Origin of the sequence: Ruminococcus flavefaciens (genome assembly GCF_900116855.1) — a bacterium.
Lineage (GTDB): Bacteria > Bacillota > Clostridia > Oscillospirales > Ruminococcaceae > Ruminococcus > Ruminococcus flavefaciens_R.
In genome coordinates, this window is record NZ_UETD01000004.1 from 286,771 (window position 1) to 308,560 (window position 21,790).

The 21,790-nt window shown below is 52.0% G+C and carries 17 protein-coding genes, 1 tRNA gene and 1 riboswitch; of the genes, 11 read left to right on the top strand and 7 right to left on the bottom strand.

The window, feature by feature from the left end; genetic code table 11:
* The 5 genes from DSZ37_RS05495 to DSZ37_RS05515 all read right to left on the bottom strand — a co-directional run bounded on the left by DSZ37_RS05495 (position 1) and on the right by DSZ37_RS05515 (position 5,982).
* Positions 1-1,632 carry an ABC transporter ATP-binding protein gene (locus DSZ37_RS05495; protein ID WP_109725939.1) on the bottom strand — a complete coding sequence of 544 codons (1,632 nt, stop codon included), beginning with the start codon at positions 1,630-1,632 and terminating at the stop codon, positions 1-3.
* Positions 1,605-2,483 (bottom strand): energy-coupling factor transporter transmembrane component T, encoded by an 879-nt coding sequence (locus DSZ37_RS05500; protein ID WP_109725940.1) that lies wholly within the window; start codon positions 2,481-2,483, stop codon positions 1,605-1,607. Before DSZ37_RS05500 ends, DSZ37_RS05495 begins: the two co-directional genes overlap by 28 nt.
* The gene (locus DSZ37_RS05505) at positions 2,480-4,345 is read right to left on the bottom strand and encodes a DUF4430 domain-containing protein (RefSeq protein ID WP_109725941.1); all 1,866 of its coding nucleotides are present in this window, start codon (positions 4,343-4,345) and stop codon (positions 2,480-2,482) included. The genes DSZ37_RS05500 and DSZ37_RS05505 overlap by 4 nt, the downstream gene beginning before the upstream one ends.
* Positions 4,335-5,273, bottom strand: a complete 939-nt coding sequence (locus tag DSZ37_RS05510; RefSeq protein ID WP_109725942.1) for an NPXTG-anchored protein — start codon at positions 5,271-5,273, stop codon at positions 4,335-4,337. Before DSZ37_RS05510 ends, DSZ37_RS05505 begins: the two co-directional genes overlap by 11 nt.
* A gap of 144 nt (positions 5,274-5,417) precedes the next feature.
* A riboswitch (adenosylcobalamin-variant (AdoCbl-variant) riboswitch) is annotated at positions 5,418-5,493 on the bottom strand.
* A gap of 123 nt (positions 5,494-5,616) precedes the next feature.
* A complete protein-coding gene (locus DSZ37_RS05515; RefSeq protein ID WP_109725943.1) occupies positions 5,617-5,982 on the bottom strand; it encodes a cupin domain-containing protein in 366 nt (121 codons plus the stop codon).
* Between the two features lie 181 nt (positions 5,983-6,163).
* Here DSZ37_RS05515 and DSZ37_RS05520 point away from each other — a divergent pair.
* The 4 genes from DSZ37_RS05520 (at position 6,164) to DSZ37_RS05535 (ending at position 9,832) form a co-directional block, all read left to right on the top strand.
* Positions 6,164-6,240 (top strand) — tRNA-Arg (locus DSZ37_RS05520).
* 290 nt (positions 6,241-6,530) lie between these two features.
* Complete coding sequence (locus DSZ37_RS05525) at positions 6,531-6,752, top strand: hypothetical protein (RefSeq protein ID WP_109725944.1); 222 nt, start codon at positions 6,531-6,533, stop codon at positions 6,750-6,752.
* Positions 6,749-8,710, top strand: a complete 1,962-nt coding sequence (locus DSZ37_RS05530; protein WP_109725945.1) for a BspA family leucine-rich repeat surface protein — start codon at positions 6,749-6,751, stop codon at positions 8,708-8,710. Before DSZ37_RS05525 ends, DSZ37_RS05530 begins: the two co-directional genes overlap by 4 nt.
* Before the next feature lie 330 nt (positions 8,711-9,040).
* Positions 9,041-9,832 (top strand): NUDIX hydrolase, encoded by a 792-nt coding sequence (locus tag DSZ37_RS05535; protein ID WP_242978574.1) that lies wholly within the window; start codon positions 9,041-9,043, stop codon positions 9,830-9,832.
* Positions 9,833-10,024: 192 nt separating this feature from the next.
* On the opposite strand, the gene DSZ37_RS05540 is transcribed toward DSZ37_RS05535, so the two are convergent.
* Both DSZ37_RS05540 and DSZ37_RS05545 read right to left on the bottom strand, forming a co-directional pair.
* Entirely contained in the window at positions 10,025-10,696 is a 672-nt protein-coding gene (locus tag DSZ37_RS05540; protein ID WP_109725947.1) for a hypothetical protein, read from the bottom strand.
* A 165-nt stretch (positions 10,697-10,861) separates the two neighbouring features.
* Positions 10,862-13,579, bottom strand: a complete 2,718-nt coding sequence (locus DSZ37_RS05545; RefSeq protein ID WP_109725948.1) for a glycoside hydrolase family 9 protein — start codon at positions 13,577-13,579, stop codon at positions 10,862-10,864.
* Between the two features lie 418 nt (positions 13,580-13,997).
* On the opposite strand from DSZ37_RS05545, the gene DSZ37_RS05550 reads away from it, so the two are divergent.
* The 7 genes from DSZ37_RS05550 (at position 13,998) to DSZ37_RS05580 (ending at position 21,786) form a co-directional block, all read left to right on the top strand.
* Positions 13,998-15,533 (top strand): polysaccharide biosynthesis protein, encoded by a 1,536-nt coding sequence (locus tag DSZ37_RS05550; protein WP_109725949.1) that lies wholly within the window; start codon positions 13,998-14,000, stop codon positions 15,531-15,533.
* A 166-nt stretch (positions 15,534-15,699) separates the two neighbouring features.
* Entirely contained in the window at positions 15,700-16,593 is an 894-nt protein-coding gene (locus tag DSZ37_RS05555; RefSeq protein WP_109725950.1) for a mechanosensitive ion channel family protein, read from the top strand.
* Positions 16,593-17,489, top strand: a complete 897-nt coding sequence (locus DSZ37_RS05560) for a metallophosphoesterase (protein ID WP_109725951.1) — start codon at positions 16,593-16,595, stop codon at positions 17,487-17,489. The genes DSZ37_RS05555 and DSZ37_RS05560 overlap by 1 nt, the downstream gene beginning before the upstream one ends.
* Before the next feature lie 4 nt (positions 17,490-17,493).
* Positions 17,494-18,741, top strand: coding sequence for an aminoacetone oxidase family FAD-binding enzyme (locus DSZ37_RS05565; protein WP_109725952.1), 1,248 nt, complete (start codon positions 17,494-17,496; stop codon positions 18,739-18,741).
* Complete coding sequence (locus DSZ37_RS05570; protein WP_109725953.1) at positions 18,738-20,339, top strand: NAD(P)/FAD-dependent oxidoreductase; 1,602 nt, start codon at positions 18,738-18,740, stop codon at positions 20,337-20,339. Before DSZ37_RS05565 ends, DSZ37_RS05570 begins: the two co-directional genes overlap by 4 nt.
* The gene (locus DSZ37_RS05575) at positions 20,336-21,493 is read left to right on the top strand and encodes a hypothetical protein (RefSeq protein ID WP_109725954.1); all 1,158 of its coding nucleotides are present in this window, start codon (positions 20,336-20,338) and stop codon (positions 21,491-21,493) included. Before DSZ37_RS05570 ends, DSZ37_RS05575 begins: the two co-directional genes overlap by 4 nt.
* Positions 21,494-21,522: 29 nt before the next feature.
* Entirely contained in the window at positions 21,523-21,786 is a 264-nt protein-coding gene (locus DSZ37_RS05580; protein ID WP_109725955.1) for a hypothetical protein, read from the top strand.
* Positions 21,787-21,790: the final 4 nt, after the last annotated feature.

A 21,790-nucleotide genomic window follows, 5' to 3' on the forward strand; every position in this document is an offset into this window, starting at 1 on the left:
TCAGCTCTCCTTTCTGCCGTTCATACGGCACAGCGCAGCAGCGTCCTCAACGGTGACGGCTCCCTCGTAATAGCCCCTTGTCATGCGGCTCACCGCGGTGGTGTAGAAGCTGTTTTCCGAGAAGAACTCACGGGGAGCTCCCTCCGAGACTATCCTGCCCCCGAAGAACATGGCGCACCTGTCGGCGCAGAGGGCTGCGAACTCCACATCATGGGTGACGATAACAACGGTGAGACCGTCGGATTTCAGCCTTTTCAGCAGCTCGATGAAGCTCTCCTTAGCCGCCGCATCAAGTCCCTTTGTGGGCTCGTCCAGAAGCAGCAGACGGGGATGTGCAGCCAGTACCTTTGCCAGTGCCACAAGCTGCTGCTGTCCCCCCGACAAGTCGTAGGGATGCTTGTCCAGCAGGGGAGAAAGGTCGTAGGGAAGCTCTTTCAGCTCCGCATTGCACTCCGCAAGCTCCTCCCTGACGGTGTTCCTGAGAAAGACGGTCTGAACGTCCTGCGGCAGCATCGCAAGGCACTCACGGTAAAGTGAGCGGTTCTTGTAGTCTTTCAGCTTCTTCCCGAACACCTTTATTTTGCCGCTGTAGGGCTTTATGAGACCTGCCGCCGCCGAGAGAGAGGTGGTCTTTCCCGAGCCGTTCCCCCCCAGTATGCAGTATATCTCACCCTGACAGACTTTCAGGCTCAGCCCGTCAAGGACGTCTTTGCCGTTTCTGTCGTAACGGAAGCAGACCTCGCTGTATTCCAGCGCCGTTTCACCCTCAGCCGCATGGGATGCCTGCGGTAGTCCGCGAGTAGTGTTACCGTAGCTGCTCTCTATGAAGTTCCTGCCCTCGCGGACTGTCAGCGGACAGGGTCCGCTGCCGCTGAGCTTCGCGTACAGACGCGAAGCCGCAGGCATCCCGCACATTATGTCGCCCCTTTTGCCGAGAGCGGCAATGACCTGTGAGGGAGAGCCGTCTGCGATAAGAGTACCCCTGTCCATTACAAGCAGCCTGTCGCACAGCGGCACCACGTCCTCCAGACGGTGCTCCGCCATAAGTATGGTTATTGAGAGATCGTTGGCGATACGCCGCAGAGTTGCAATGAAGTCCGAGGCGGCAATGGGGTCGAGCTGAGCCGTTGGCTCGTCCAGAATGAGCAGCTTTGGCTGCATGACAAGTACGGAAGCAAGGTTGAGGAGCTGCTTCTGACCGCCCGAAAGCTCCGCGGTGTCCCTGTCTATCCAGTCACCGATGCCGAAGTAGCTTGCCATTTCTGCTATCCTCCGCGATATCTGAGCAGGAGGAGTCCCCAGATTTTCCAGCCCGAAAGCCAGCTCGTGCCAGACCTTGTCGGTGACTATCTGCTGTTCGGGGTTCTGCATGACGAAGCCTATATCCGAAGCGGACTCCCTGTCGGAAAGCTCCGCGAGAGTTTTTCCGCAGAAAGCGACACTGCCCGAGACCTCCCCCATGGGAGACAGCTCACGCTTGAGCAGACGCAGGAGAGTGGACTTGCCGCTTCCCGTAGCACCGCATAACACAGCCATCTCGCCTCGTCCGAGGTTGAGGGATATATCCCGAATGGCAGGTTCATTGCAGGTGGGGTAGGTGAAGGTCATATCCCTGACCGCAAGTATTTCCATCTCAGTTCCGCCTCCGTTTCTATGATTATTGGCAGCAACACCAGTGCTGCGTAGGAAATTATCCCCGAAATACCGAGGAATGTGAGCTCTTTCATCTTCATGGACGGGTAGAACTCAAAGCTGAGAGCTCCCGTACCGATGGCGGCAGCTGTCACGCCCAGAAGCAGCAGCGTCGCCGTCAGGAGAAGTATATCTCCCGTTCGGAAGCCGAATTTGCGCAGCTGTGTCCGCCTGCCTGTGCCGAAGCCCCTTGCCTCCATGCTGTCTGCGGTGATGATACCGTTCTCCAGCGCCCATGTTACCATGATGGAAAAGACACGGGACTTTCCCCGTATGTCGTCCACGATATTGTCGTCTTTGTACAGTCCCATTGCGGTCTGTGCAGCGCTTATCTTTGCGGACTGCCTGCTGAAAAGGGGTACGGACCTGAGCGCCATTGACAGCACCAGCGACAGCTTCGGGGAGAGAGCTCCCGTGATGTAGAGGAGCTTCTCCGAGGTCATTATCTGTGTGAAGGATCGGAACCAGTACAGGACGCCGATTATCATAACTGCCGAATTTACGCCGTAAAGCGCCGCTTCCAGAGTGACGGGATTGTGGTTCATGACGAAGAGCACCGTCTTGCCGTTGTGTGAGATAAGCGGGTTTGCCAGTGCCAGGACTGCGAAAAGCAGCCAGAAAAACAGGTGAGTTTTCCCGTGGGTGAAGCCGTTTCGTATGAGGAAGAACAGCACCGCTCCCGAAAGCGATATTGCCATGAGTATGGGATAGCTGCAAAACATGGCTACTCCCGTGACGCTGAAAAACCACACCGCCACAGCTATGGGATTGTATTCGGAAAAGCTTCTCATTCCTCGTATACCTCGTTAAGGTCGTGACCCACCTCGCAGGTGTAGAGCCATTCTATGCGGTCTCCGTCGCTGAGGACATACTCTCCGCAGTTCCGCGAGGGAGTGATGCCGTTGACATGATAGACCCAGCCCGAAAGGTCGCCGAAATCAAATTCGTAGATGTAGTTTATGCCTGAGATGTAGACCATGCCGTGGGAGCTGCCTGCGCTGCCCTTGTTCTCCACCTGAATGCCGTAGGTCTGTGCAGCCTCGGTGAGTATGTCGAACACCGTGTCGCCGCTCTCGATGTCAAAGGCTGTGGGAGCCAGTATCACGCCGTCCTCGGGGATATGCTCCGAGTCGGACTTCCCTGCAATGGTGTCGCAGCGTATCTCCATAGTCACCGTGCCGATGACGGTGTCCTTGTGCTTTTTCTCGCCGCTGTAATACTCCTCGGGGGAGCGTATGTCCGTCAGCAGAATGACCGCTATCGCCGCGGCTGCTGCAATTCCGAGGAAGATGAAGTTCTTGTAGCTGCGCTTGCCCATGATGAAGATGATGAGAGCGATCACAGCAGCCGCTCCAACTACAATGAGTATGGCAAAGGGCTTGTAGCTTCTCCGTGAGTGTTTCTCTGTGAGCTCCTGTGCTGATGTTACGGCGGTTTTGGTCTGTGAAGCTGCCGCCGATGAAAGGGAAGTCCCCGATGAAGTCAGCCTGCCCGTGGAGGTCTGTGTACCTGTGCCCGTGGAGGTAGTCCCCGTGGACTTGCCTGCATTTGCTGTGGCGGTGGTGGTATTTCCCGATACGGGAGCCGCAGCCTTTGTACTGCTGCCCCCCTCATTTGCCGTGGAGCTGTCACCCTGAGAGCTGCCTTTATTGCTGCCGCTGCCCTCATTTCCGCCTTGTGGGGACTGTGCCGACGCCCTGTTGTCAAGCACCAGCAGGGGAGACTTCCCCTCGGTCATGCGCCTGAATGCCACAAAGGAGTAGTATGCCTGCACCGTGGCTGTCTCGTTGAAGCCCCCGTCCCTTATGTGGGAGAAGCTTCCGTCGGGCAGTCTGTACTGCGCTATGCCGTCGATAAGGTCATTGCCGTTCTTGATGAAGCGGTCGTCGTAACGGCAGTCTATCCCCAGAGCCGATACAGCCGTGAGCACCTGTGCAGTGCTCTCCGCGTTGGGATTGCCGAAGCTCTCATAGCCGCCGTCCTCCTTCTGCCGCTCGGAGAGGAAGTCCACAGCCCTGTCCACAGCCTCCGACACCTGACTGCTGTCATCATATCTGGGAGCAAGAGCCTGAACGGTCATTGCGGTAACGTCGATATCTCCGTATTCTCCCCACAGTGCCCAGCCGCCGTCACCAAGCTGCATGGAGAGTATGCTGTCCGTCACGGACTCGGCGGTGTATGAGGGGCAGGTGTAGCCGTTGTTGAGGATATGGAGCCCGTAGATCCAGCTCATAACGCCCTGCTGACCTATTGAGGAGTCAAGGATATCGGAGATATAGCTGCTTCTGCTGCCTGCCGCACAGAGTCCCAGAGCGTATTTCTCACGGGAGGTGGCAGAGGTGACATTGTTGCTGCCGAGATAGCTCTCAAGGGAGCTTTCGTATGCCGAAAGGTCTGTATATCCGCACTGGCTGAGAGTCAGGGCGTACCAGTCCGTGGAGGTGCCTGCACCTGCGGCGATATCACCCGCCAGCCATTCTTCTATGCTGCCTGCACCGACCTGACCGAGCTTAAAATCAACGATACCGCCGATAAGGTCATCGACCTCACCGACGGTATGCTCACAGTGCGCCTCCTGCATAACGGGTATGCAGGGAGCGGCTGCAAATATAAGTGCAGAACTCAGGCAGACCGTGAGTATCTTACTTCTCATCTCTGCGTCTGAGAGCGAATGCTGCAGCGGCTGCTGCTCCGAGGGAAACCAGTGCGACAGCTGCGCCCGGGTCTCCTGTCTTGGGAGAGTTGTTCTTTGATGTTGTTGTAGCCTTGGCAGTTGTGGAAGCCTTGACTGTTGTCTTTGCGGAAGATGAAGATGTTACGGTAGATGTTGTGGTGGTAGTTGTGGTAGTTGTGGTAGTTGTAGTAGTAGATGTAGTTGTATCAGCCTCGCCGTTTACCTGCATAACATATGAGGGAGGAGCGATATTGATATTGCCGCCCTTAGCGCTTACAACGTTCTTTCCTGCCTCAGTGAACTTTACTGTAGCCTTTCCGTCAGCGTCGGTAACGAAGTCTGTCTCCTTGCCGTTGATAGTGATTTTTGCGCCCTCTACGGGGTTCTCAACGGGAGCCCATGAAGCGTCAAAGGAGAGAGCCTTGAGCTGGAGAGTAACTTCCTTGTCGGGGTCACCCTCGCCCTCTCTTGCGTCGAACCAGCTGTAATGATAGTCAAGGTTGGAAGGGTCGGGGAAGGTGAGAGCGTCAATGTAGTCGCCGTCCTTTATCTCATCTGTGAGACCATTAGCCATCTTTGAGTTTACATAGTAGCCGAAGGACTGCTTATTTTCCTTGCCCCAGAGTACGTCAAGACCCAGACCGAACTGTCCGACAGAAGTCTTGTAGCCTGCTGCTGCGCCGCCCTCGTAGTTGTTCTCGTGAGCGATGTAGAGAGCATCGTTGACAGTGAGCTTGCCGTCGCCGTCGATATCGGTAACATTTACGGGCTCCTGAGTCAGTACCAGCGCACTGTTGCAGTCAGAGATGGTGACATAGACCTTTGTCTCGCCCTCAGCGTAAGTGTTTACAGCAACAGCTGAGAATGCCATTGCCAGTGCAGCTGCCATAGCGAATGATTTTTTCATAATACCTACTCCTTAAAATTTACTTACAGGCAACAAAAAAGGCCTTTCCGCGGTGCAGAAAAGCGCAGCAAAACAGCTCCGCAGGGGTACTGCGAAGTTTTCGGCATACGTTCTCCCTTGCCCGAAAACGTTCATTACCTGCTGTGTCTGACGAGCGATCCGACTTTACGGCAGTGACTGCTGCGACGGGTTTTCACCGTGCTTCCCTCAGTTTCAGACACATTATTACAGATACATTATAGCACAGGGCATATACGCTGTCAAGTTAAAAAAGGGTTACATCTGTCCGAACGGAGCGTTTTCCGCAGGCATAAAAAAGGGGCGGAGTTACCGCCCTCTGTGCTTATGACTTCTTTTCATATGCGTAGCCGAAGTTTATGGGAGGAGCTGTCACGGAGACATAGATGAATTCCTCATCGCCGTCATTGAGGAGTCCGTGGACGTCCCTGTCCGCAAAACGCACCACATCGCCTGCCCTGAAGGGCTTAGTTTTATCGTCCGCAAGAAGGAGAGTGCCGCTGCCTTTGGTGGCGTACCATATCTGCTCGGAAGCCTCATGGGTATGTCTGGGCTGGCTTGCTCCCACCTCAAGATGGACCTCTGTGATGGTCACTCTTGTGCTGGCGGAGTTCTCGGGATTGAGAAGCTGACGGGAGACAACTCCCGGGTTTGAGAGCTCCTTTATTTCGTGAGCGCTTATGAATTCCATATAATATCCTCCTGTCTTTAATATAATAATACAATTATATCGCAGAAATGGGAGGTTTTCAAGACGTAAAATGTCCCATAAAAGGCTGTTGAGAACTATGTGGGCATTATGTAAAATAATAAAATTATATCTCAGGGCTTGCAATGGGGAGAAATATGTGGTAAAATATAACTTGTAATGTGTCCCAATAGCTCAGTAGGATAGAGCGACTGCCTCCTAAGCAGTAGGCCGGAGGTTCGACTCCTCTTTGGGACGCCACAGAGCCTGTGTCCCGACCCCGTTGTCGCTCGCAGGCTCGCTTTCTTTTATCAGGGGGCGTAGTCGTACATCGCTTACGGCACATTACGTTTACGGTAACAGTTCGTTTTTGCAGAGCCTGTGCGCCCTTCCACGGGGGCACTCGTTTTACTCGTTTACTTTTTACGAAAGGCTTTATTGTACATCGCTTACGGCACATTACGTTTACGGTAACAGTTCGTTTTTGCAGAGCCTGTGCGCCCAACCACGTTGGCGCTCGCAAGCTCGCTTTCTTTTATCAGGGGGCGTAGTTGTACATCGCTTACGGCACTGTGATAAGTACATATAACAACGGTCTGACGCTTCACTGTGGGGCGTCATTTTTATTTATTGCGGTTGAGGGAAAGGGGACTGCCTCTCACATAGCAATATTTGGTTTGACATCATTATATTACGGTGATATAATACTATATGTATTTGATATGGGCAGCAATGTCCTTCAGATACTTACTACAAAGGAGGTACTTAAATGAACTACACTCACAAAAAGATAACGGCAGCGCTGCTTTCGCTGCTCATCATCGGCGGAACAGCTCCCGTACTTGGCAGGGCAGATGTTTTCAGACCCGTTGTGGCTTCTGCCATTGATAATAATGTTATCACCTATGACGAGACCACTCATGTGCTCACCCTCAGAGGCGAATTTGACAACTACACTCTTGAAAAGTACAAGGATAAAGGCGTAAAGACCATCGTTGCCGAGGAAGGCGCTGCTCTGGTGGAGTATGCAGCTTTTCTGTTCAGGGACTTCAAGACTGTCGAGAAGATAGACCTGACAAATCTGGACGCTTCCAGAGCGAAATATGTTTATGATATGTTTGAGAACTGTACAGCTCTGAAGGAAGTAAAGCTTCCTGATTTCACCAATACATCGATCACAGATGTCTCATGGATGTTCTATAACTGCTATTCTCTTGAGAATATCGACCTCAGTAAGCTTAATACACCGAATGTAACAAACTTCCGCGGTATGTTTTCCGGCTGTTTATCATTAAAAACTCTTGATGTATCCTGCCTGGACACTTCAAACGCCACCGACATACAGAATATGTTTGAAAAATGCAGCGTTCTGAAAAACATTGATCTCTCATCATGGGATACAAAAAATCTGGTGTATTTCAGTTATCTGTTCCAGGACTGTACAAGCCTTGAGAAGGTCGACCTGTCAGGCTTGAACACTTCTAAATCACCGGGAGCAAGTGATGTATTCTTTAATTGTGCAAAGCTTCGCGATATTGATCTTTCCGCATTAGATACTTCCAATATGACATGGATGAGTGGATGGTTCGGATGCTGTTATTCTCTTGAAAATGTCAATTTCAATGTTCTTGACACATCTGATGTTAATACTATGCGGGGACTGTTCTCAAACTGCACAAGTCTGAAGTCACTTGACCTCAGCGGTATGGACACATCGCGCCTATATGATGCATCATCCATGTTTTATAACTGCCCGTTACTGAAAGAACTTGACCTGAGCTGCATTGATACCTCGAACCTGATCCAGATGAACGATATGTTCAAAGGCGATAAGAAACTGGAGCATCTGGATCTCAGCAGCTCCAATTTCGACAAGGTAACTTCTGCCTCCGATGTGTTCAAGGAGTGCGACACTCTTGCTCCCTATATCTCCACCATCAACGGCGCAAGCATCAGTCTTGACGGCGACATCAGCGTGAACTACTATGTGACCCTCGGAAGCTCTGCTTCAAAGGCAGTCCTCATCGGTCCCAACGGCGCTGTACTCATAGACGACCTTGCTTCTTGCAAGCGCGAAAACGGCTCATACAAGTTCAGCTATCCCGTTAACGCTGTACAGATGAGCGATGAGGTCACTCTGAAAGTATACAGTGACGACGGAAAACAGCACATTATCCTCAAGAGCAGCGGCGCCCCTGCTTCATATGCAAAGGGAGCTTACAGCGTAAGGAGCTATGTTGCTGATTCGGGCAAGTATCTGTCCGACACAAAACTCACCGCACTGGTCGAGGCTCTTAACAATTACGGCTATGCTGCCGAGAATTTCTTCTTTGACAAAGGGTTCACAGTCAGCGGCATAAGCGGCGTCAAAAAGAGCGATGTTGAGGCTTACAAGCCCACATTCGGCACCGATCCCGCTGTATCACTGGTGATGGGCTCAGAGACTTCTCTCAGGTTCTATACCCTCAGCGATAATGTCAGGATCGACGACGCAAAGGCAACAGCAAAGACAAGTCAGTTCGGCAGATTTTACGAGATAAAGAATATCCCCGCACATGAGCTTCTGAAGCCTCACAAGCTCACTGTTGACGGCAATGACTACACAGTGACTCCCATGGCATATGTATACAGAGTGCTGGACAACAGCGCCGCTTCCAATAAGCTCAAAGACGTCGCAAAGGCAGTATATGTCTACGCAAAGGCTGCCGAAACATACATGAACGCACAGTAACAAGGAGGTAACTCATGAAGGAAAAGTATATCGTTCCCGAGATGGAGCTTGTAATGTTCGAGAACGAGGACGTTATCACAACCAGCGATCCCGAGCTTCCGCCCCAGTAAACCGAATAAACAGACAAAGCTCCGTGGTTATCCCCGGGGCTTGTTTTCGTCTGTATACTTTTATATCGTTATTATTCAATAAATTCTCATTCCTTCCCAAATATTGCCTTGTACATAAAAAAGTACTTGACTTTTTCGCGCTGTGGGTATATAATGTATAGCGCTGTGGTGTGAAAACACGGCATTTTTTACGGGTAAAATGAGATTTATGGAGTGTATTATGGAAGACGTTGAGATCTATCTTAGCAGACTTTCGGCAGCTGATAAGCTCTATGCCGAGACTGCAAAAAAGCTTGGAAAAAAGGATATAACCGACAGATTCACACTGGCAGGAGCTGTTGCCGAGATCGGCGCTCCTGCTTCATATAAGCTGTATGTTTCCGACGAGGACATTGAAAACAGCACCATCGACGAGATAAAGGCGGTCTTTACCGAGGCTGCCGAGGAGGAGCCCGATATCAAGGTGGAGTTCATCTGTGATGAGTTCCTCAACCTCATCGACGACAAGGCAAGGATAACTGCCGAAAGCAAGCCGAGAACTGCTGTTCACAGGGACGGCGACCTTCACCCGACTGTCCATATATGGATGATAAAGCGCCGCGATATGGGAGTTTTCGTGCTTCTCCAGAAGCGCGCTCACGAAAAGGACATCAACCCCGACTGCTATGACGTTTCCGCAGCAGGTCACGTTACTCAGGGAGAGGAGTTCCGCCAAACCGCCCTCAAAGAGGTACGCGAGGAGCTTGGACTGAACATTGATCGCAGTCAGCTGGAGTTCATCGGTCTCAGGAGAGCCTGCTACTCCAAGGGCAGCATCAAGGACAACGAGCTGGCGGCTGTTTATATCTGCCGCGAGAAGATAAATATTGAGGACCTCACTCTCCAGTCGTCGGAGGTGGCAGAGGTCTGCTGGGCAGAGATAGACGAGCTGCTCTCCATAATGAAGTACGAGGATATCCCCAACTGCATCTCCCTCGAGGAGCTTGACATGATAAAGAAAGCGGTATTCTGATAAAAAGGCTTCCGAGCAATTCGGATACTCACATAAAAGTTATGCCCCTGAGCACATTGTAACGCTCGGGGGCATTGTGTTTGTTTAGCGCAAGAGCTAAAAAGAAAAGCCATAGTACTCCTGACTGTTGATCGGAAATACTATGGCTTAAAACTTCAATAGCAGTGCTGCCCTTATACGGGAGCCTTTGTTTTATTCGACCTGCGGAGCTGCCGCCGCGCCGCCGCCTTCAACGGGAGCAGGTGTACCGCCACCCTCTACGGGAGCAGGAGTGCCGCCGCCTTCAACGGGAGCAGGTTCTTCGCCTGTGCCGCCGCCGGGTATCTCAGTGCCGCCGCCGGGTATCTCTGTACCGCCGCCGGGTATCTCTGTACCTGTGCCGCCCTGAAGACCGCCCAGACCGCCTTCGCCCTGATAGCCGCCCTGACCGCTGCCTGTGCCCTGACCTTCGCCTGCATAGCCGCCCTCGGATGCCGTGGTGGTTGTGGGAACATAGTACTGGTTGGGAAATTCACCTGTGGGGATACGCTGATCCATATAGAAGCCCGAGCCCGATGTAAGCTTGTGGGTCGTATAGCTCTTTGCTGTGGTTCGTGAAGCAGTAGTTGTCTTTGAGCCCTTGGCTACCATTATATCGTCGTTCACGGTAGTTGTGACTGCTGTGGTGACAGCTGTTCCCGTAACGTCCTGCTTATAGATGCTTTCGCGTCCGAAGCTGGATATCACTTTTTCAGAGGGAGTGATGGGGAACATTACAAAGAATAAAAGTATTAAAGCCGTAAGTGCGATGAAACAGCCGCAAGACACGAGGGTTATCTTTGTGGATCTTCTCAGATTACTGAAAACGCCGTTTCCTTTACTCATTAAATAAACACGCTCCTAATAAAATAGATATAAAATATTATACTACGAATGTCGGAAAAAGTCAAGTCAAAGAACAGCCTTCTATGTGATAGGAGAATGAAAATTGCGGTCTGTATAAAAAAGCAGGATACTGCCCGTTAAATTGGAGAGTATCCTGCCTGCCGTTTATTGCTTTTTCTTCAGCTTTGCCATCTTGTAGATGAACAGCTCAAGAGAGATGAGACCTATTACTGCGGCTCCCGAAATGAGAGCGAGCTTGATGAGTCCCGTGTTGTCCTTTTCCTTGGTATCGCTGTCCTTTTCGGACTTTTCAGCCTTGGCGGTGGTCTTTTCCGCCTTGTTGTCCTTCTTCTTTGAGGTGGTGGTCTTTTCCTCCTCATCGTCGTCGTCCTTGTCGGACTTCTTTCCGTTGCTGTGGGGAGTTATGATTATTCCCTCATCGCTTGCCTCCTGAGCTATAAAGCCTGCAAGCCATGCCAGCGATCCGTTCCAGTTGATGGTACACTCGTTTACCGACCATGCCTCGATATTGTCAAGGTAGCACTTCTGGGGCGGTATCTCGCCCTTCTTCCAGCCCGAGCCTCTTACCCACGGATCCTGCATACCCGAATTGGGGCCGCCCGACATTACTCCGCTGGGAGCCATGGGGAAATCCTCGTCTATCTGGTGTGCCCAGAAGCGGTGGTGAGGATACTCGATGGCGTGAGTGCCGTAGCCTGTAACGTATGAGTAGTCCATGGGGTTCCTGCCGAGGATGTAGTCCATACCGCCGATAGCTCCGTCCAGATAGTGCTCATCGCCGGTGAGGAGGTATGCGTAAGCCATAATGATGGAGTTGTCGGTAACAAAGGAGTTGGAGCCCCAGAGATAGCCCTCGTCGCTGTCGTTGTAGCTGAGGGTGCTCTGACCGTAGGGGAGCCCGTAGCCCTGATTTTCTTCAAGCGAGAGATAGCTGTCGGAGGTTGAGACTATTGCCTCGTTGATTATCTCCACATCGCCCTTGTCGAACTTCTCGGGATTGAGGGCAGCGCTCAGTGTGCCGAGAGCACCTGTGTTGCCCCAGTCGAAGCTTCCCACGGAGTCAACGCTCTCGCCGCCGCCCAGAGTATTGGGCACGTCAAGGAAGAACTTGTTCTCGGCGGCTTCGTCGTAGTAGTCCTCGTTGCCTGTGGTGATGAAAAGTTCCAGAGCCGCCCAGCAGAACTCGTCCTCAACATCGGTATCGCCGTAGGCTCCGCCGCCTATGGACTCGTCAAGGGGAGCATACATATCAGGGTGCTCCTTGGCGGCTGCAAAGGCTTTTTCCGCAGCTTCGAGACACTCGTCAGCGAAGTCGCTGTCGTAGTCCTTCCAGAGTCGGGCTGCCTGAGCGCCGCAGGCTGCAAGGTTGAGAGTTGCTGCTGTCGTGGGAGGCTTTACGATACGCTTCATATCGTCGTCCGCAGGAGCTAATCCCAGAGCCGTCCACTTCTCGTCGTGAGCCTTGTGGTAGACCATTCCCTCGTATTTGCCGCTGTCCACCATCATTTTCAGCATCCACTCCATCTCCCAGCGAGCCTCGTCAAGGAGGTCGGGAGCGCCGTTCACGTTTTCGGGAATGAGCATGGTGCTGTCGGCATATGCGTCCTCAAAGCCGTATTTCAGGGCGGTCTCGTACTGGTTCTGCATGAGCCACAGTGAGAGTCCGCCGTTTACAACGTATTTTCCGTGGTCGCCTGCGTCATACCAGCCGCCTGTAACGTCGATGGTGCCGCTGCTTCCGCTGTATCCCCATGTCTGCTCTATCTCCGCGGAGTCCTTTGTGTGACCTGCCGCACGGGCAAGAGACTTTGTGTCGCCCGAGGAGATGAAGTCCTCCTCTATCTCAATGCCGCTTCGGTTCTGGTAGAAGTAGTTGAGGGCGTCGTACAGCAGGGAGGAGTATTTCTCCGAGCCGTCTATATCAAATTCACGGCTGACATTGCCGTCCTCGTCCTCGAGGGTGTAGGTGCCTGCCTTGGTGAAGTCGCTGAAGTCAAGGATATGTACGCTGTCGTCGGAGTCCCTGTCCTCGCCGAAGGGCTTGCTCTTGCCCTCGTATACCACCTTGCCGGACTCGTCCTTCAGAGTGAAGTCAACGGGCTTCTTTGAGTCGGAGAGTAGGGTAGCTCTCTTGGCTCTGTCGGTGAAGTATCCCACCTGATTGGTGAGTATCCCTGCGCGTTCATAGGGCTCTTCCTCGGGATAGTCGTTTTCGTCGCTTGTAAGGTCGATGAGTGACATATTGTCAAAGGTTATGACTGTTCCTGCGGGGAAGCACTTGTCTGGAGTAAACTCTCCGTCGCCGCCCAGATGGAATGCCCACTCAGCCACCTCAACGGTCTTGTCCGCAGTAAAGGTGTGCTCCTCCTTCTTGGTCTCGCCCTTGTTTATCTGGAGACGTTCCCATGAGGAGTCAAGGTTTGCGCCGTTGTCATCCATATTGTTGTGCCATACCTCCACCTTTCCGTCGAGGTTGCCTATCTTGGTGTAGTATTTTCCGCTTTCGGAAGCGGTCATCTCATAGGACACCTTGTACTTGTGTCCCGATACTATGGTAAGTCCTCTGTGTCGGAACTGGCAGTCCCAGCGGTCCTCGCCGCCCTCGGAAGCACCGCCTGTGTTGATTATCTCAACGGAATAGACTCCGTCATCGATATCGAAGTCCATCTCGCCGGGAGCAGACTCAACGATATGCCACGGGAGACCCACGCCGTCGTCGAAATCCGTCTGACCAAGCTGCTGACCCGCGTATGCGGTAACAGGTGAAAGCTCTGCACAAACGGGCACTAAAGCGCCTGCGGTAACTGCTGCGGCTGCAAGCAAAGACACTGCGCTGCCTATGAGCCTATGCTTTTTCCTCATTCAAAAAACCTCCGTTTTTCAGTGATTTTAATATCCCCGCTAATACTTTAATACTAATACTTTTTTTGTGCCATGTAAAGTGGAGCAAAAGAAAATTTACAAATTGCCGCTCCAAAACGGCAAATTTGCTTATAAAAATGGTATTATCCGCGGATATTTCGGTGAATTAGACTATTTACCGTCGGAAATGACGAAATGACTTAAATTATAGTATGTTACACTTGATTTCTTTGCTCCGATATGTTATAATGGTATTAAAGTGGAATAATCTGCATTGATAATGTTTGCGTCCGCAGACGGTGAAACTCTTTTATGGGGCTGAGCCGTTTTTCTGCGGAGAAAAAGCTTTTTCAGATACAGAATCAAGCTTGTAATAAAGATTAATCCGCCTCAGGAAGCGGAGTTTGGGAGGTTTATTGTGGAAGCGGAGGTAAAATACTGCATCAACGCTAAGAGGACCATGATAATCGGAGGAGGCAGTGCCTGCAGGATGCTGCTCACCGAGATTTTCAATGCACAGAAGTCGCCCTATAAGGATGACAAGTATTCTGCACAGTTCGATCCTGTTTGTATTATCGACAATGATCCTGCAAAGCTCGGCAAGGAAGTGCTGGGCGTTAAGGTAGTAGGCAGATCGGAGGAGATCGTTAAGTTTGCCAAGGAATATGAGATAGAACAGCTTATCCTTGCTATCCCGTCCATCACACCCGATGAACGCAAGGAGATAATCGATTCCTGCAACGAGACAAAGCTCCCCCTGAAGATAGTTCCCTTTATAGGTACTCTCATCCTCGATGATAAGGCTTCTCTCCTCGGACAGGTCCGTGATATAAAGGTGGAGGAGCTTCTGGGACGAGACCCCATAAAGTTCGACAATAAGGACATCAGGGACTTCATCAGCGGCAAGGTATGTATGGTAACAGGCGGCGGCGGAAGCATCGGCTCCGAGCTGGTACGCCAGATCGCAAAGTACAATCCCGAGAGGATCATCATTGTTGACATCTATGAGAATAACGCCTATGAGATACAACAGGAGCTTATCATGGACTACGGTGAGGCTCTTGACCTCGTTACTCTCATTGCATCTGTCCGCGATTACTACCGTATGAACCAGATATTTGAGAAGTACAAGCCCCAGATCGTTTTCCATGCGGCTGCTCACAAGCACGTTCCCCTCATGGAGGACTCTCCCATGGAGGCTATCAAGAACAATGTTGTCGGCACTTTCAACGTGGCTACTCTTGCACAGTTCCACGATGCCGAGAAGTTCGTCATGATATCAACGGACAAGGCTGTAAATCCCACCAATGCTATGGGAGCTTCAAAGCGCTGCTGCGAAATGATCGTGCAGTACCTCTCTCAGCAGCATGAGGGCAGGACTGAGTTTGTTACCACAAGATTCGGCAATGTTCTGGGCTCAAACGGCTCTGTTATACCGCTTTTCAAGAAGCAAATCGAGCAGGGCAAGCCCGTTACCGTAACACATGAGGATATCATCAGATACTTCATGACTATACCCGAGGCTGTAAGCCTTGTTATGGAGGCTGCTGCCATCGCTCACGGCGGCGAGATATTTGTCCTCGATATGGGACAGCCCGTCAAGATCGTCACACTTGCAGAGAACCTCATCCGTATGTACGGAAAGGTGCCATATAAAGATGTTCCCATCGTGTTCACAGGTCTCCGTCCGGGTGAGAAGATCAAGGAGGAGCTCCTCATGAATGAGGAGGGACTCAAAAAGACCTCAAACAAGCTCATTTTCATCGGTAAGCAGATAGAGATCGAGGAGGAGGAGTTTGCTGCGAGACTGAAGGCTCTCCGCGACGCCGCCCTCGAAAATGACGAGGAAGTCGCTATAAGCGCCCTCCATGAGATGGTGCCTACCTTCATGAATCCCAATGACTTCAACAAGAAGCAGCTCCAGACCATAGGCGGAGCTTCCGACAATAAGTAATATCACAATGCACTGCGGCATACTGCTGCGGTGCATTTTTTATATCATTTGATATTTATATTGACCTTTCTGCTGAAATCTGATATAATAAATTATAAGTATACATTTTTAATTGCAGTACCTGCTGCGTACTGCAAGAATTTACTATATGTCGGAGATGATATCCTTGACTCATATATACAGGCTCGCCCTTGAAACGGCGGCAGGGGACGGAGAGGTCCTCGGAAACATCCATGACTCTGTGGAAAAGACCTCGGGGCTGTTCTCTGAGGCTGCCGGCTATCTGAAAAAGGGGATTCCGCTGCTTATCATCGCCATTGTCATACTTGTGGTGGGCATAATAGTTTCAAAGCTCATAGCAAAGATAGTGGGCAAGGCAGTGTCAAAGTCAAATGTCAACGGCGCGGCAAAGAGCTTCCTTGTGTCGCTGATAAAGATAATCCTCTATATTGCTGTGATCATTATGGCTCTGTCGGTGCTGAACGTGCCCATGTCCTCAATAATCACCATTCTGGGCGCCGCGGGTCTCGCCATAAGCCTTGCCCTCCAGAGCTGCCTTTCAAACCTCAGCGGCGGCTTCATAATACTGTTCACCAAGCCCTTTACCACAGGGGATATCATCGAGATAGACGACTCTGTGGGAACTGTAAAGGACATCGGCATCTTTTACACAAAGATAGCCACCTTTGACGGAAAGACAGTGCTCGTACCAAACGGCAAGGTCACCGATGCCAAGATAGTGAACTATACGGAAACTCCTCTGAGACGAGTTGACCTCAGCTTTGATATAAGCTACGGCTCGGACTTTGGAAAGGCTCAGTCCGCTGTTATGGCTGTTATCAACGAGGAGAAGCAGATACTCAGCGACCCTGCACCTATCGTGCGCATGAGCTCCCACAATAACAGCTCGGTGTCCGTTGATGTGCTGGTATGGGTGAAGAATGAGGACTTCCTGACAGTGAAATACGATATGACGGAGAACGTCAAGACTGTATTTGAGCAGAACGGTATCGAGATACCCTTTGACCAGCTGGATATCCATGTAAAGGACAAAGAATAATGGCAGAGACAAAGCAGAAGAAAGAGGCTCCAAAGAAAAAGCCCGACAACAACAATAAGCCCGTCAGCAAAAAGAAGAAAAAGTCAAAGTTCTGGCTTTGGGTCATCATCATACTATTTGTGTGGTGGTTCAATAACTTCACGCTCAGGGTAAATGACTCGGAGATCACCAGCAGCAAGGTGAAAAGCACCATAAGGCTGGCGGTCATCAGCGACCTTCATGCCACAAAGCACGGCATAAAGAACAAGACCATTTTTGACGCTGTGGACAAGGAGCACCCCGATGCAGTGTTCTTCCTCGGCGATATGTACACCAGACAGAGCGAATGGGAGCTCATACAGAAGCCCGTTGACCTTGCAGAGATGCTGACCTCCGCAGGCTATCCGCTCTACTGCGTCACAGGTGAGCACGACTACGACGACAGGTACGTCTCGGAGCTTGAAAAGACAGGCGCCAAGGTGCTTTCCTATGAGGAGGACACCATTGAGGTCAGGGGCAGCAGGCTCCACATCATGGGCATAGACAACGTCTATTACAGTCCCACATTCGACCTTAACAATGCCTTTTCACTTGATGACGGCAGCTTCAATATACTGCTGGCACATATCCCGAATTATGAGAAGTTCGCTGATTTCGGCGCTGAGCTCACTCTCTGCGGCGATACCCACGGAGAAATGGCAAGACTGCCCTTCGGCCTCGGACCCGTTTACTGCTCCGAGAAAAAGGTATGGTTTCCAAAGCTTCTGCACAAGGAGTTTGATATATATGACAAAGGCTGCTTCAGCTACGACGGCGGAAGGATGTTCATAACCTCGGGCATTGGCGCTTATCCTGCACCTGTGAGAATGTGCAACCGTCCGGAGATAGCCGTTATCGAAGTCAAGCCAAAGGGGTGAAAATATGAGTAAGGACAATATCACTGACATCGCTGTTATCGGCGGAGGTGCCTCGGGCTTTGCAGCTGCTATCGAGGCAAAGACAGCCCTGCCAAAGGCAAGGGTAGTCATTCTGGAAAAGCTTGACCGCGTGGGCAGAAAGATACTCGCCACAGGCAACGGCAGATGCAATCTCAGCAATATCAATCTCAGCGCCGACCACTACCACGGAAGCGTGAAGAATGTCATGCGCATAATCGGTGCGACTCCATCAGCAAAGGAATTTTTCGGAAGCATCGGAGTGATATGCACGGCAGATACGAAGGGGCGTATCTACCCTAAGAGCAACAGCGCGGCTACTGTGCTGTCTGCGCTCAGGCTTCGGGCAGAGGAGCTGTATATCAGCGAGCGCTGCAACTTTGAAGCCACATTTATCGAAAGCACAAATGACGGTTTCAGGATACACTCCGCGTCGGGCGAAAAGTTCCCGTGCAGGAGAGTCATCGTTGCCGCAGGAGGCTATGCGGCTCCCCAGTTCGGCACAGACGGAAGCGTTATAAGACTTCTCCGCAGCAAGGGCTGCCACACTACGAAGATATGCCCCGCAGTTGCGCCTCTGAGAGTTCGTCCCGAGCTCCTCAAGGGACTCAAGGGAGTCCGCGCAAAGGGCAGGGTAATGGCGTATTCCGCAGGCAGGCTCCTCAAGGAGGAGGTGGGCGAGATACAGTTCACGGAGAACGCTCTGTCGGGCATCTGTGTTTTCAATATGGCTCACCTGTTCTCGCAGTACGAGGGCAAGCTGAAGCTGAGGCTCGACCTTGCAGCGGATATGGACGCCGACCAGCTGGAGGGGTATCTCCGTGTTATCCAGTATCAGCGCGGCAAACAGACCACTGAGGAGCTTCTCACGGGTATTTTCCCAAGAAATCTCTCATCATACATAACAAAGAGGGCTCTCGGCAAGCCTCTTACAGTGCTTATCTCGGAGCTCCGCGACAATGACCTGAGACAGGTTGTGCAGCTCATAAAGTGCCTTGAATTCGACGTTACGGGAACTGCTCCGTGGAAGGACGCTCAGGTAACATCGGGAGGTATCAGCGGCGAGTGCGTTGACGAAAGGCTCCAGCTCAGAAGCGAAAAGGGCATCTTCCTCTGCGGAGAGATACTGGACGTGGACGGCGACTGCGGAGGCTATAATCTCCAGTGGGCATGGTCCTCGGGAATACTGGCAGGCAGGAGCTGCGCCGACTCGCTGAGAGGAGGGCTCTCATGATAAGAGTCGGCGGCATAAGAGTACCTCTTGACACCGACCTTTCCGACCTTGTTTCACTCTGTGAGAAAAAGCTGAAGCTGAGCCGCGACAGGATGATCAGCGTGAAGCTGGCAAAGAAGTCCGTGGACGCAAGAAAGAAGTCCGATGTACACTTCCTCATCTCCCTTGACATTGAGGCAAAGGGGGAGGAGAAGCTGCTCCGCACGCTGAAAAATGCGGCAAAGCATGAGCCCGTATACTACGATGTGCCCACTGTCCGCAACGTGGACTACCGTCCCGTTATCGTTGGATTTGGTCCTGCGGGTATGTTTGCGGCACTTGTCCTTGCTATGGCAGGCGCAAAGCCCATCGTCCTCGAAAGAGGCGGCGATGTTGACAGCAGAGTGAAGGCTGTTGAGGAGTTTCAGAGCGGCGGCAGACTGGATACCGAGTGCAATGTGCAGTTCGGCGAGGGCGGCGCAGGTACCTTTTCCGACGGAAAGCTGACCACGGGCATAAAGGACAGGCGCATAGGCTGGGTGTTTGAGCGGCTGGTTGAGTTCGGAGCTCCCGAGGAGATATTATATCTTGCCAAGCCACACATCGGCACGGACAAGCTCCGCGGAGCCGTAAAAGCACTGAGGGAGAGAGTCATCGCTCTCGGCGGCGAGGTGAGGTTCAACAGCCGTTTCTGCGGATTTGAGGCGGAAAACGGCAGGCTTGCGGCAGTTTCATACAGCTGCGGCGGCGAAATTCAGCGCATAGAGACAAAGAGTCTCATTCTGGCAACAGGTCACAGCGCAAGGGACGTCTTTGAGCTGCTTTACAATGAAAAAATCACCCTTTCACAGAAGAATTTTTCCGTGGGAGTGAGAGCGGAGCACCTCCGCACAGATATAGACAGGGCGATGTACGGCGGTTTCGCAGGACATCCTGCCCTTAAAGCTGCGGACTACAAGCTGGCGGTACACCTTCCCAACGGACGCACGCTCTACACCTTCTGTATGTGCCCCGGGGGATATGTGGTAGCGGCTTCCTCAGAGGAGGGCAGGCTTGCGGTCAACGGCATGAGCTGTTTTGCCCGTGATGCGGACAATTCCAACAGCGCTCTCCTTGTGAACGTGGGTCCGGAGGACTACGGAAGCGACCACCCTCTGGCAGGTATGTGGTTCCAGCGTGACCTTGAGGAAAAGGCATTCAGGGCAGGAGGCAGCGATTACCGCGCTCCTGCGGCTGTTCTCGGAGACTTCATGGAAGGACGGGTCAGCACGGATTACGGCAGGGTAAAGCCCTCGTACCGTCCTGCTGTACGCTTTGCGGCTCCGGAGGAGTATCTTCCCGATTTCGTCTGTGAGTCCCTGAAGCTGGGCATAAAGGAAATGGGAAAGAAGATAAAGGGCTTTGACGACAGGGACACCCTGCTGACAGGCATCGAGAGCAGGAGCAGCTCCCCCGTAAGGATAAACAGGGGAGAGGATCTGCAGTCGGTCTCACTCAGGGGACTTTTCCCCTGCGGTGAGGGAGCAGGCTATGCAGGAGGCATTGTCTCCGCGGCAGTTGACGGAATGAAGTGCGCGGAGGAGGTTTGCAGAGAAATGGAGGGAGCGGAGAGATCATGAAGATAGTTTATGTTTCAAGAAATAAGATGTATGTCTGCAATAACGGCAAGGTCTCGGAGCTCCCCTGCGAGAGAGCGGAGAAGTACACCACCGCCGTAAATGAGATAAACAGGAACAAGGAGTGGAAGCATCAGGGCGCAGGAGCGGCATTCCGCGAGGATATGCGGTCCGTCGAGACCGAGCCCGAGAAGCTCATTAGTATAAACGGTATCTGCGCCGCTGACGAGGGCTTCATCTACTCCGCAAAACTGGGCGAGATGGGAGCTGTGTACAGAAAGAGCGCCGACTCGCCAAAAGCTCCCGAGGGGCATATCTATACGGGCATGGACAGGAGCATCGGAGATATCTCCTGCAAGGACGGCAGGATAGCCGCTGTCCTTGACGGCCATCTTGCCATATTCGACGAGCGCGGCGACTACAATGAGCTCACTGACGGGCAGTCGGTCGAGGAAAGTCCCTCATGGTCAGCCACCGACGGTAGGATATTCTGCACTACCAAGGGACGCTCCGTGGAGGACCCGAGGGTCTTTTCCGCTGGCTCTATCCTCGCAGTGGACGAGGAGGCAGGTACCATCGAGACTCTCTATGAGGACGAGTCAAACGACCTGCTGAAGCCTAAAAATGACGCAGAGGGAAACTTCTGGTTCATCCGTCAGCCCTATAAGCAGCCCAAGACTGAAAGGGAGCCCATATGGAAATCAGTGCTGCTTTTCCCTGTGAGACTGGTAAAAGCCATATTCGGCTTCATCAACGCTTTCAGCGTCATATTCGGCGGCGAGCCCCTGAGGAAGTCTCAGAAAAAGGGCGATGTCAAGACCAGAAACAAGTCCCCGAGGGAGATATTCTTCGAGCAGAGAATTCTGGAGGCGGAGAAAAATGAGAAGGAAAACGCTGCGGCAGGTGACGCAAATCCCGGCATATTCCCGAGGAGCCGCGTGTTGGTAAGGATAAGTCCCGACGGCACCGAGACAGTGGTGAGAAAGGGAGTCATGGACTATACTCTGTGCAGTGAGGGCGTTATATGCTCCAATGGCAAGGAGATACTTCTCATCGGCAGCGACGGCACTGAAAAGGTAATAGCAAAGGCTGAGCTGGCAGAAAAACTCAGCGTCATAAACGAAAACACTGACACCGATGTCAAAAAGTCGGAGTGATATTTTTATACCGAACAGGAGGCTTGAAAATGAAAATCAATGTTATCGGCGGAGAAATGGACAGAGCGGAGATAGACGAGTATATAAAATATGCGGGACAGAAGTACAAGGGACGCCAGATAGGCGAGCTTGACATAGTTATAGACGGTGAATTCGTAGACCTGAAGGTCCACTTCAAGGACATGGATTTTCAGAGGGCTTACCGTTCGGCTGACTATCTGGTAAACACTATGGAAAAGCTCAATGACGCAAAGCAGAAGGAGTTTTCCGAAAAAGAAAGGCATAAGGTCTAAGGAG